Below are 11,705 nucleotides of genomic sequence, written 5' to 3' on the forward strand. Positions count from 1 at the left end.
AGCGGTATGGCGCAATCGAAGCAAGCAGAACGCGGCCTGGCAGCAGCCATGCGCGGTGGGCTCGGCCTGAAACTGGCGGGCGCCGCGATGGTGCTCACCCTGGTCGCCATCGCCGCCGTCGCAATGATCATGTTCGTCGGCGGCTTCACGAAGACGGTCACGGTCACGGTCGACGCACCGCGCAGCGGCCTTGTCCTGGACCCCGACGCCAAGGTGAAGGTGCGCGGGGTGGAGATCGGCCGCGTTTCGGCGATCGACCAGATCGGCGACGGTGCGAAGCTGAAGCTCGCGCTGGATCCCGAACTGCTGAAACTGGTTCCGTCGAACGCGGGCGTAGACATCCGTTCCACCACCGTATTCGGCGCGAAGTACATCAACTTCACCGTGCCGCAGCAGCCCGCGTCGACGTCGCTGCAGCCCGGCGCGACCGTGACCGCCGCCGCGGTGACCGTCGAGTTCAACACCTTGTTCCAGCATCTGTCGGACCTGCTCGGCAAGATCGAGCCGGAGAAACTGAACGCGACGATGACCGCGCTCGGCACCGCGCTGCAGGGACGGGGGCAGAAGCTGGGTGAGCTGCTCACACGCAGCGACGCGTACCTGAAGGACATCAACCCGTATCTGCCCACCCTGCAACAGGACCTGATCAAGACGGCCGATGTCACCGAGCTCTACGCCGACACCGTTCCCGACCTCCTGCGCACCGTGGACAACCTCACTACGACGAGCAATACCTTCGTCGACGAGCAGAGCAGCCTGGACAACGTGCTGGTGAACCTCATCGGCCTGGCCGACACCACCGGCTCGGTGTTGCGGGAGAACGAGAATAACCTCGCCACCACGCTGGATCTACTGCGGCCGACGTCCAGTCTGCTGTGGGAGTACGCGCCCGCGCTCGGCTGCGTCATCAATGGCATCGGGCCGCTGATGCCGACGGCCGAGGCCATGTTCGGCGGCATAAAGCCCGGAATCGGGATGAACACCAACTTCATGTTCGGCGCCAAGCCGTATACCTATCCGGATGATCTGCCGAAGGTGAACGCCACCGGCGGTCCGCACTGCAACGGCGTCGTGAACCGCGTACCCGGCAGCCACGCCGACTATGTCGTCACCGATACCAGCCAGGGCACGGTGTACCAGCCGAACACGGGATCGCCGCGATTGAACGAAGCGCCCAAGGTGTTCCAGCTGTTGTTCGCCGGTCTGCCGGGGGTGGCCAAGCCGTGAAAAACACCGGAACAGCAATCAAATTGGCCATCTTCACCCTGGTGATGACGCTGGTCTTCGCCGGGCTCGTGGTCGTCTTCAGCCAGATCCGTTTCGCGAGGGAGTACGGATACCACGCGGTGTTCACCAGCTCGTCGGGGATGCTGCCCGGCTCGAAGGTGCGCATCGCCGGTGTGCCGGTCGGCTCGGTCACCTCGATCAAGGTGGGCAAGGACCATCTGGCGCACGTCGAATTCGATGTCGACCGCAAGTACCGGTTACTCGCGAGCACGCGCGCGACGATCAAGTACGAAAACCTGGTCGGCGACCGGTATATGGAATTGCTCGAGGGGCCCGGTTCGCCGCGGGTGCTCCCCGACGGCGCCACCATCGGCAAGGAGCAGACCGCGCCTGCGCTGGACTTGGACATGCTGCTGGGTGGCTTCAAGCCGCTGATCCGTGGCCTCGATCCCGGGCAGGTCAACGATCTGACCAATGCGCTGCTGCAGATCTTCCAGGGCCAGGGCGGCACGCTGGTGCAGCTGCTGAACAGCGGCGGCTCGTTCGCCAAGACCCTCGCCGACCGTGACGAGCTGATCGGCAGTGTGATCAACAATCTGAATACGGTGTTGCAGACCATCGACGAGCGTGGTGACCAGTTCGCCACCACGCTCGAAGAATTGCAGCGCCTGGTCAGTGGTTTGGCCGCCCAGCGGGACCCGATCGGTGACGCACTGCCCCGGATCGCCGGAGCCACGCGCGATCTCACCGATCTGCTCGGTCAGGCGCGGCCGGACCTGCGCGCCACCATCGAGCAGACCGGGCGCCTGGCCACCAATCTCGACGGTGGCTCCGACACCGTGCAGTGGGTGCTCGAACGCCTGCCTGCCACCTACAAGCAGCTGATCCGCATCGGCGCCTACGGCTCCTTCCTGCAGCTGTACATCTGCGGCACGAACATGCTCGTGGATGGCCCCAATGGCCAGGTGATAGAGGTCAACCTGCCCGGGGAGCAGACGACCGGAAGGTGTGCGCCGAACAAATGAACGAGAAGCGATCACCAGCCGTCACCATCGGCGTCGTCGGCCTTGTCGTCGCGATCGCGGTGGCACTGTCGGCGCTGCAATTCGACCGGCTGCCGTTCATCCGCGGTGGCGCCACCTTCACGGCGTACTTCGCCGACGCGGGTGGTTTGGTGCCCGGCGACCCGGTGCAGGTCGCCGGGGTGCGCTCGGGCCGGGTAGAGGATGTCCATCTGGACGGGGCCAAGGTGCTTGTCCGGTTCACCCTCGACGAGTCGATCGTGCTGGGACAGAAGACCGCTGCCGCGGTCAAGACGAACACGGTGCTCGGCCGCAAGTCGCTCGAGGTGACACCGGAAGGTTCCGGAGCGTTGCGTACCGACGACACGATTCCGTTGGAACGCACCACCTCTCCGTATTCGCTCAACGACGCGCTCGGCGATCTCGGTCGCACGGTGCAGGGGCTGGATATGGATCAGGTCGACAAGACCCTCGACGCACTGTCGGACGCCTTCGCCGACACTCCCGCACCGCTGCGTTCCGCATTGGACGGCGTGACCGCGTTGTCGCGCAGCATCAATGCCCGCGATCAGGCGCTGTCGGAGCTGCTGGCCCGTGCGCAGAACGTCACGAAGATCCTCGCCGACCGGAGCAACCAGATCAATGCGCTGCTCCTGGATGGCAATGACCTGCTCGGTGAGCTGGATCGGCGTCGCGGCGCGATCGCGCAGCTGATCGTGTACGTGAACGGTGTGTCCAAGCAGCTGTCCGGACTTGTCGCCGATAACGAGGCGCAGCTGAAACCGGCGCTGGACAAGTTGAATTCGGTGCTCGCGCTGCTGCAGCGCAACAAGCAGAACATCAGCGAGGCGCTCGACGGACTCGGACCGTACTCGGCGGCGCTCGGCGAACAGGTCGGCAACGGTCCCTGGTTCAACGCCTACGTGGTGAACGCGTCGAGCACCGAACTGCAGCCACTCGTCGACGCCCTGGTATGGCCGGAGCATCTCCCGGAGGACCTGCGCAATATCTTCACGAACCCGGGACCGTCGATCGGGCCCGCAGTCCAGGAGCCGCCGCGATGAGCATGCTGACCAAGGTTCGGAAGCTGCCGCGCTGGGTGCTGGTTGTCGCGGGAGTGCTCGTCGCCGCCCTGCTGGCGGCCGGTGTGTACAGCGGTATCACCCGAATCGGGAAGACCACGATCACCGCGTACTTCCCCTCCACGACGGGTTTGTACGCGGGCGACGATGTGCGGGTACTCGGCGTCAAGGTCGGCCGCATCGATGCGATCGAGCCCGGCCGTGACCGGGTGCAGGTGCGGGTGACCATCGATCGCGGGATCGACATCCCCGCCGACGCGCGCGCGGTGATCATTTCGCCGTCGTTGGTGTCGGCCAGGTTCATTCAGCTCGCACCCGCCTACATCGGTGGACCGAAGCTGCGCGACGGTGCGGAGATCGGGCTCGATCGCACCGCGGTCCCCGTCGAGTGGGACGACATCAAGGCCGAGCTGTCCAAGCTGGCAACGACTCTCGGCCCGGTGGGCAACGACACGCAGGGTTCGTTCGGGCGCTTCATCAACACTGCCGCCGATAATTTGGACGGCAACGGCCAGAAGCTGCGCGACACGTTGCGGGAGCTGTCGTCGACCTTGAGCACGCTGTCCGATGGCCGCACCGACCTTTTCGGCACCATCCGTAATCTGCAGAAGTTCGTCGAGGTGCTGTCGTCGAGCAACGAACAGATCGTGCAATTCGGCGGGAGGCTCGCCTCGGTGTCCTCGGTGCTGGCCGGCGTCTCCGCGGATCTCGGCGCCGGACTCGACAATCTGGACACGGCCCTCGCGGATGTGAAGCGATTCCTGGAGGGCAGCGGCACCGAACTCACCGAGGGCGTGCAGCGGCTGGCCGACGTCACGCAGATACTGGTGGACAAGCAGCCGGAATTGGAAAGGGTGCTGCACTCGGGACCGACGGCGCTGGTGAACTTCTATCAGATCTACAAGCCCGCGACCGGCACGGTCACCGGCGCCGTGGCGCTGAACAACACGGCGGATCCGCTCAGCTTCCTGTGTGGATCGGTCCGGGCGCTGGAGGCCAATGATTCCGCCCGCTCCGCCGATCTGTGTGCCCAATACATCGCACCCGTGATCAGCTCGCTGGCCATGAATTACGCGCCGATACTGCTGAATCCGGCCTCCAGCGTGACCGCGTTCCCGAACCAGCTGGTGTACAGCCCACCGAGCCTGGCGGCGCGGGCGCCATCGACGGCACCGCAGCCGGCGCCGGTAACAGTGCCGAATGGGCTAGAGGGACTGGCTATTCCGGGAGGAGGGCGATGACGCGACCGCGTTCGATGCGCAGGATAGGTGCCCTCGCCATTGGCATCGCGGTGACGCTCGGCGTCTCCGGCTGCCAGTGGGACGGCCTGAATTCGCTGCCGATGCCCGGCACCCAGGGGACCGGGAAAGGCTCCTACGAGGTGCGCATCCAGATGCCGAATGTCACCACGCTGACCAGGAATTCACCGGTTCGCGTCGATGACGTCGCGGTCGGGACGGTGACCAAGATCGAGGTGGAGGGCTGGCATGCGCTGGTCACCGTTTCGCTCGATCCTGAGGTGAAGCTCCCGGCCAACGCGGTCGCGAAGATCGGTCAGACCAGCTTGCTCGGCAGTAATCATCTCGAGCTGGCCCCGCCGACCGATGTCGCGCCGCAGGGGCAACTGCGCGCCGGGGATCTCATTCCGCTGGACCGCGCGGGGATCTACCCGACCACGGAGCAGGTGCTTTCGTCGCTGTCGGTGGTGCTCAACGGCGGCGGCATCGCACAGTTGGAGACGATCACCCGCGAGCTCAACTCCGCGTTGCACGGTCGCGAGAACGACATCCGTGACCTGCTGCCGCAACTGGCCGAACTCACCACCAATCTCGACGCGCAGCGCAACGACATCATCAGGGCGATGAGCGGATTGGATCGCTTCGGCGGGGAACTCGTCCAGCAGCGCGAGGTGCTGGCCACCGGCATCGAGCAGATCCATCCCGCGCTCACCGTGCTCGCCGATCGCACGGCGAACATCACCCATGCGATCACCGCGCTCGGCGAACTGAGCGACGTCACCCGGCGGGTCGTCGCCGCGAGCGGTGAGAACCTGAAGTCGAATCTGCGCAGCCTCGCGCCGGTCGTGCAGACGCTCGCCGACACCGGCAACAACCTCATCGAGGCGCTCAAGATCTTGCCCACGTTCCCGTTCCCGATGAAGAACCTCAACAACGCGATCAAGGGCGACTACCTCAACCTGTACATCACCATGGATCTGACCGGGAAACGGCTGGACACCAACTGGCTCACCGGAACACCGCTCGGCGGCCGGTTCGGCGGCGTCGAAGGTGTGCTCGGCGGGTTCGCGCCCGACACGGCCACCCAGAGCGGGAACCCGGCGACCGGGCCGCTGCAACCGCCGCCCGCTCAGGGCCGGCCCACACCGACTATCCCCGGCCTACCGCCGATCCCGGGGCTGCCCGCCATCCCAGGACTCACCGTGCCATTGCCGGGAGCCACTGCGCCACAAGGGGGTCCGGGACGATGACGCTCACCCGATTCGTCCGCATCCAGCTGTCGATCTTCGCCGTGCTCACGGTGATCGGCCTGGTGGTGATGGGCGGCATGTACGTCCAATTGCCCGCGATGTTCGGCATCGGACGTTACGACGTGATCGTTCAACTCGAGGCGACCGGTGGCCTCTACCAGACCTCGAACGTCGCGTATCGCGGCACGAATGTCGGTGTGGTCAAGGAAGTTCGGCTCACCGAAGACGGTGTCGAGGCCGAACTGTCCATCGACAGCGACTACAAGATTCCGGCCGATGTGGACGCCTGGATCCGCAGCGTTTCCGCGATCGGTGAACAGTACGTCGATCTGGTGCCCGTCGAGCAGCCCAAGGGCGGAAACCTGGCCGCCGGCTCGGTGATTCCGGTGGAGCGCACCAAGCTGCCACAGGATGTGGGATCGCTGCTCGACCAGACCGACCGGCTGCTGTCCAGCGTCGCCGACACCCGGCTGCGGCAAGTCATCGACGAGGCATTCCGGGCCTTCAACGGTGCGGGGCCCGATCTACAGCGGTTCATCGATTCGGCGGCCCTGCTGGTGCAGGAGGCACAGGACAGCGCGGAACCGACCAAGAAGCTGCTGGATCAGATCGGGCCGCTGCTGGACACCCAAACACAGTCCGATGCGGCGATCCGTTCGTGGACAAGTGATCTGGCGACGGTGACCGACCAACTGCGCGCGCACGATCCCGCGCTGCGCAATCTGCTGCGCAACGGTCCCGCCGCGTTGCAGCGGGTCAGCGCGCAGTTCAACGATCTGCGACCCACGCTGCCGATCGTGTTGCGGAATCTGGTCAGCACCGGACAGGTCGCCGTCACGTATCACGCTGGGCTGGAACAACTCCTGGTGGTTCTCCCGCCGCTGATCGCGGCACTGGAGACCATCATCCGCGGACCGCTGGAATATGGCGTGCTGGTCGACTTCATGGCCGTTATCAACGATCCGCCCGCTTGCACCACCGGCTTCCTGCCGCCGGATCAGCGTCGCTCGCCCAGCGAGCTGGACGCCATCGACACCCCGCCCGGCCTGTACTGCAAGGTGCCGCAGGATTCACCCATCGAGGTGCGCGGCATCCGCAACACCCCGTGCATGGAGGTGCCGGGCGTGCGCGCTCCGACCCCGGAGCTGTGCCGTACCGGGTACGTGCCGGAAGGCGACAACCCGCCGTTCGGTCCGCCGCGGCCGGTGGCTCCCGCCGGCGCGCCTGTCGCGCCTGCGGCGGTGCCGGTCGCACCCGCGAGCTACGGTGGCGGCACGCCTACGGCGGCCAAACCCTACGACCCCGCCACCGGCGTGTACATCGGTACGGACGGACGCACCTACCGGCAAGGCGACGTCGGGCCGGACGGATCGGGCACGGTACCGTCGAGCTGGCAGGCAATGCTTGAGGAGCAGCAACGATGAGTGAGATCAACGAAGATACTCACCGCGCGCGGCGACGCGCGGTGCGTTCGGCTGGGCCTCCGGTCGAGGAGACCGGGTCGGGCGAGTCCGCCGCCTCGATGTCCGCGGTCGCGAAGGGCTTCTCGGCTCGCGCCTCGGCGCTCGGCGCGGCGGCCGGACCCGAGGACACCGCGACTGCCGGTGCCGCATCGACGTCGGCCGCATCGACGGTGCCGGACGCCGAGCCTGCCGAGGGCAGCCGGGTCGACCTCGGCACATCATCGGCGGAAACCGCCAAGGATGCCGATGAGCCCGGCGACTCCGGGCAGGCCGGGGAAACGAAGGCAGGCGGAGGACGCACCCGCGTCCTGGCCGCGGCCGCGTGCGCACTGCTGGCCGTCGCCGCGGTGATCGGCGCGGGCTGGTCGGTCATGGCGATGAAATCCGTCGACGACCGCGACGCCCGCCGCACCGAATACAGCCAGACCGCCAGGCAGGCGATCCTCAACCTCACCACCATCAGGGCCGATACCGCCAAGGAGGACATCGACCGGATCCTTTCGGTCGCCTCCGGCCAGTTCAAGACCGAATTCGACGGCCGGGTCGACCCGTTCCTCAACATCGTCAAGGAGGCCAAGGTCGTCTCCAACGGCGAGATCGTGGAGGCCGCGGTCGAGAGTGACGACGAGAGCTCGGCAAAGATCCTCGTCGCCGCCAAACAGACACTGACCAACGCGGGTCAGGCCGAGCCGCAGACGCGGTTCTACCGGTTCCGGGTCACCGTGACTCGCAACGGTTCCGGGCTGTCCGCGTCCAACGTGGAGTTCGTGGGATGAGTGGACTACAAGGCAAGATCCTGCTGCTCGTGACGGCTGTGATCGTGGTCGTCGCGGGAATCGTGGCCGGTATCAACGGATATCGGTACTGGGATGATCGGCGGTCGGAGCAGTCGCGCACCGAAGCGGTCGACGCGGCCGACCGCACGGTATCGGCCATGTTCACCTACGACTACAAGACCGTGGACACCGAGCTGCCGAAGGCGGCCGATCAGCTCTCGGCGAGCTTCCGCGACGACTACCTGAAATTGATCAAACAGGCCATCGCGCCGGGCGCCAAGGAGAAGCAGCTCAGCGTCAAGGCGACCACCGAGGCGCGCGGCGTGGTTTCGGCCGATCACTCGCATGCGGTTGTCCTGATCTTCCTCAACCAGGTCACCACCAGTCAGGAATCGCCGCAGGGCACCTCCACCGGCAGCCGGGTCCGGGTCACCCTGGACAACAGCGACGACCACTGGCTGGTTTCGCAGGTCACGCCTGTCTGAGCTGGTGCACCGACCCGCTGCCGGTGCACCGGCAGCAGTTCACGATGCCATGAGCAGGGCGCGGTCGGCCGCGGTCGGAAACAGCGCGCTGTAGGCCCGCATCAGTGCGGCGAAGCGTGGATACAGAGCGATCGGTCTCGTGCGGATGGCCCGCACCTGCCATTCCGCACGATATCAAGAATTCTCGCCTCGAATCGCCTCGAATCGCCTCGAATCGCCTCGAATCGCCTCGAATCGATTCGAATTGCGAAGTCTGACAGTCGATTACGAGATCTGGAAGCCCTACGCGCCCGCTCGTCGCGTCGATCGCGGAAGATGCACGGTGAAAGTGGTTCCCGATCCTGGCACGCTGTCGGCGGCAACCGTGCCGCCGTGGGCGACCACCAGGGCTTGGACTATCGATAGGCCGAGGCCGGTGCCGCCGCTGGCGCGGGTCCTGGAGTTGTCGGTGCGGTAGAAGCGTTCGAAGATGCGCTCGGCCTCGTCGGTGGGCAGGCCGGGGCCGGTGTCGGCGACTTCGAGCAGGATCTCGTCCAGCTCGGGCGTCAGACGCACCTTGACCGAGGCGTCCGGCGGGGTGTGGGTGAGTGCGTTGTTCAGCAGATTGGCCAGCACCTGGCGCAGCCGCTCGTCGTCGCCGTTCACCTCCAATGTGCCTTCACCGGAACGTATTTCCAGTTCGATGGAACGATGCGGGCCGTCCGAGCCGTTGGCGGCCGCCATCGCCCGGGCGTTGTGCACGGCATCGCTTGCGACGGCGAGCAGATCCACTGGACCCTGCTCCAGGGGGCGCTGCGCGTCGAGCCGGGCCAGCATCAGTAGGTCCTCGACCAGCAGGCCCATGCGTTGGGCCTCGCGTTCGATCCGGTTCATGAACAGGGCCGGGTCGGTGGTAGCGCCCTGGCGGTAGAGCTCGGCGAAGCCGCGGATCGTGGTCAGCGGCGTGCGCAGTTCGTGGCTCGCGTCGGCGACGAAGCGGCGCATCTTCGCCTCGGAGCGGCGTGCCGCGGACTCCGACGCCTCGGTCGCCGCGAAGGCGCTCTGAATTTGGGCGAGCATGCCGTTGAGCGATTGCGACAGTCGATCGACCTCGGTATTGGTGCCGCGCACCGGAACTCGGCGAGTCAGATCCCCGGCGGCGATCGCGGCGGCGGTCTTCTCGACTCCGCGCAGCGGCCGCAGACTGCGCCGGATCACGAAGTAGGCGGCCACCGCGAGCGCGGCGAGGACAGCCGCGCCGACGATCAGTTGAAGCATGATCAGGTGGCGGACGGTCTCGATGTTCTGGGTGAGCGGCAGCGCCACCGTCGTGGTGGCGTCCGGTGTTCGCACGGTGATGGCCCGCCACTGAACCGACGCGCCGTTCTTGGAGCCGACCGTGGTGGGCTTGGTGATGGCGATAACCCCCGGCGGGGGATCGCGGTCGGTCCGCCACGGCGGCGGATCCGGCAGCGCAGGTTCGGCCTCCACATTGAACGGGGTCTCGAGCCGGATGCCGTTACCCGCGGTCGGTTCGGACCGGATGTAGAAGACGGTCGGCAAATGCGGTGCGCCGGGTGGTGCGGGCCGTGGTGGCCGCATCCACGCCATCGAGGCGTCCCGCAATTGCTGATCGGTGCGGCGCATCAGCGAATCTTCCAATACGGAGGTGACCACCATTCCGGAAGCCAGCAGACCGAGCCCGGCCAGTACAACGAGGGCGAGCACCAATGTCACCCGAAGCGGGATTGCCGACCATCTCCGTGCGAGCCTGCTGCGGACTTTCCGAATGCGCGTGTTCGTCACTTCTCGGCCTGTCGCGCGCGATTAGGCGCGCGCATCACATAGCCGACACCCCGCAGCGTGTGGATCAGACGCTCGTTTCCCGTATCGACCTTCTTGCGCAGATAGGACACATAGGTCTCCACAACACCGACCTCACCCCCGAAGTCGTAGCGCCACACGTGATCCAGAATGCGCGGCTTGCTCAGCACGGTGCCCGCATTCACCATGAAGTAGCGCAGCAAGGTGAATTCGGTGGGGGACAACGGAACCGGCTCGCCCGCCTTCCACACCTCGTGGGTGTCGTCGTCGAGTTCGATGTCCTCGAATCGAATGCGCGAACTCTCCCGCACCGGCGCATGGTGACCGGACCGGCGCAGCACCACCCGCAGCCGTGCGACAACCTCCTCCAGGCTGAACGGCTTGGTGATGTAATCGTCCGCGCCGAGAGTGAGTCCGGCGACCTTGTCCTGCACTTCGTCACGTGCGGTGAGAAACAGCACCGGCGCGTCGATGCCGTCGGCGCGCAGCCTGCGCAGCAGCCCGAACCCATCCATGCCGGGCATCATCACATCGACGATCAACGCCTGCGGGCGGAAGCTGCGCGCCCTGTCCAGCGCCTGCGCGCCGTCAGCCGCGGTCTCGACCTCGAAGCCCTGGTAGCGCAGACTCACCGACAGCAACTCCACAATCATCGGCTCGTCGTCCACCACAAGGACCCGGGCCTCCGGTGTGCTCTCCGCGGGCGCGCTCATTGTTTCATCGTCGGGCACTCGCCTGGGAACTCGCTGGACCTTTCCTGGGTGATTCCTGTGTGTATCCACCGAGGTCGCGACATTCCCTGCCGACGCCCCCCACGCGGCACGACGACACCTTCATCACGCAGCAGACCCAGCACTAGAGTTCGCGGCCGCCCCACCTCCGCGGCACCGAAGCATCCACCGAAGTCGCAAGAGCGGCTACCAACGCTCCCACGTGGCACGGTGACGCTTTCTCCGCGAGATCCAGAGTTGCCAGTTCGTGGCGCATCCCACCTCTCGAGCAGCCCAGCCGCATCCGGCACGATGACGCCTTCCGAGCGAAGCGAAACCCGAGCGTTAGAGTTCGCGACCTGTCCTCGCCTCTACAGCCGCCGGGGCGCGTCCACTGAAGTCGCAAGCTCCGCTACCGACGCTCCACTGGGCACGATGACGCATTTCGAGCGAAGTGAGATCCGGCACTAGAGTTCGCGGCCCGTGCCAGAAGCGCCCGAGGCGAACGCGCCAAAGTCGCAAGCTCGGCTACCGACGCTCCCACTGGGCACGATGATGTCTTCCGAGCGAAGCGAGACCGAGCACTAGAGTTCGCGGCCCGTCTCGCTTCCGAGCGGGGGGCCCGGCCGCGGCGGCGTAGGCAAGTGCG

General features: G+C 66.2%; 10 protein-coding genes. 8 read left to right on the forward strand and 2 right to left on the reverse strand.

Going from position 1 to position 11,705, the window contains the following annotated elements:
• Positions 1 to 48: 48 nt before the first annotated feature.
• The 8 genes from ACFU4Z_RS34335 to ACFU4Z_RS34370 are packed head-to-tail and all read left to right on the forward strand — an operon-like array spanning position 49 to position 8,543.
• Entirely contained in the window at positions 49 to 1,227 is a 1,179-nt protein-coding gene (locus tag ACFU4Z_RS34335; protein ID WP_379072008.1) for an MCE family protein, read from the forward strand.
• The gene (locus ACFU4Z_RS34340) at positions 1,224 to 2,252 is read left to right on the forward strand and encodes an MCE family protein (RefSeq protein ID WP_379071918.1); all 1,029 of its coding nucleotides are present in this window, start codon (positions 1,224 to 1,226) and stop codon (positions 2,250 to 2,252) included. The genes ACFU4Z_RS34335 and ACFU4Z_RS34340 overlap by 4 nt, the downstream gene beginning before the upstream one ends.
• Positions 2,249 to 3,313 carry an MCE family protein gene (locus ACFU4Z_RS34345; protein ID WP_379071921.1) on the forward strand — a complete coding sequence of 355 codons (1,065 nt, stop codon included), beginning with the start codon at positions 2,249 to 2,251 and terminating at the stop codon, positions 3,311 to 3,313. Before ACFU4Z_RS34340 ends, ACFU4Z_RS34345 begins: the two co-directional genes overlap by 4 nt.
• Positions 3,310 to 4,572: an MCE family protein gene (locus ACFU4Z_RS34350; RefSeq protein WP_379071924.1), complete on the forward strand. Its 1,263-nt coding sequence runs from the start codon at positions 3,310 to 3,312 to the stop codon at positions 4,570 to 4,572. The genes ACFU4Z_RS34345 and ACFU4Z_RS34350 overlap by 4 nt, the downstream gene beginning before the upstream one ends.
• A complete protein-coding gene (locus ACFU4Z_RS34355; protein WP_379071927.1) occupies positions 4,569 to 5,819 on the forward strand; it encodes an MCE family protein in 1,251 nt (416 codons plus the stop codon). The genes ACFU4Z_RS34350 and ACFU4Z_RS34355 overlap by 4 nt, the downstream gene beginning before the upstream one ends.
• Positions 5,816 to 7,243 (forward strand): MCE family protein, encoded by a 1,428-nt coding sequence (locus ACFU4Z_RS34360; RefSeq protein WP_379071930.1) that lies wholly within the window; start codon positions 5,816 to 5,818, stop codon positions 7,241 to 7,243. Before ACFU4Z_RS34355 ends, ACFU4Z_RS34360 begins: the two co-directional genes overlap by 4 nt.
• Positions 7,240 to 8,058 (forward strand): hypothetical protein, encoded by an 819-nt coding sequence (locus ACFU4Z_RS34365; protein ID WP_379071934.1) that lies wholly within the window; start codon positions 7,240 to 7,242, stop codon positions 8,056 to 8,058. Before ACFU4Z_RS34360 ends, ACFU4Z_RS34365 begins: the two co-directional genes overlap by 4 nt.
• Entirely contained in the window at positions 8,055 to 8,543 is a 489-nt protein-coding gene (locus tag ACFU4Z_RS34370) for a h domain protein (RefSeq protein ID WP_379071937.1), read from the forward strand. The genes ACFU4Z_RS34365 and ACFU4Z_RS34370 overlap by 4 nt, the downstream gene beginning before the upstream one ends.
• Positions 8,544 to 8,825: 282 nt before the next feature.
• On the opposite strand, the gene ACFU4Z_RS34375 is transcribed toward ACFU4Z_RS34370, so the two are convergent.
• Positions 8,826 to 10,271 carry a sensor histidine kinase gene (locus ACFU4Z_RS34375; protein ID WP_379072011.1) on the reverse strand — a complete coding sequence of 482 codons (1,446 nt, stop codon included), beginning with the start codon at positions 10,269 to 10,271 and terminating at the stop codon, positions 8,826 to 8,828.
• A gap of 53 nt (positions 10,272 to 10,324) precedes the next feature.
• Entirely contained in the window at positions 10,325 to 11,059 is a 735-nt protein-coding gene (locus ACFU4Z_RS34380) for a response regulator transcription factor (RefSeq protein ID WP_379071940.1), read from the reverse strand.
• Positions 11,060 to 11,705: the final 646 nt, after the last annotated feature.

This window comes from Nocardia sp. NPDC057440 (assembly GCF_042802915.1).
Lineage (GTDB): Bacteria > Actinomycetota > Actinomycetes > Mycobacteriales > Mycobacteriaceae > Nocardia.